We start from the raw sequence: 201 nt of genomic DNA, 5'->3' as shown, positions 1-201 counted from the left end.
AGACTATGAGGGATAAGCTTCATAGTCGAGAGGGAAACAGCCCAGACCGCCGATTAAGGTCCCGAAGTACAGGCTAAGTGGGAAAGGATGTGCAGCTGCATAGACAACCAGGATGTTGGCTTAGAAGCAGCCATCATTTAAAGAGTGCGTAATAGCTCACTGGTCGAGTGGTTGTGCGCCGAAAATGTCCGGGGCTAAGCC

1 rRNA gene is annotated in these 201 nt (G+C 51.2%); it reads left to right on the top strand.

Annotated elements, in window-relative coordinates:
* Positions 1-201, top strand: a 23S ribosomal RNA gene (locus JDF658_RS12770); the annotation flags it as partial.

Source organism: Carboxydocella sp. JDF658 (assembly GCF_002049395.1).
Taxonomy (GTDB): domain Bacteria; phylum Bacillota.
This window is presented reverse-complemented; position numbering and strand designations above follow the sequence as displayed.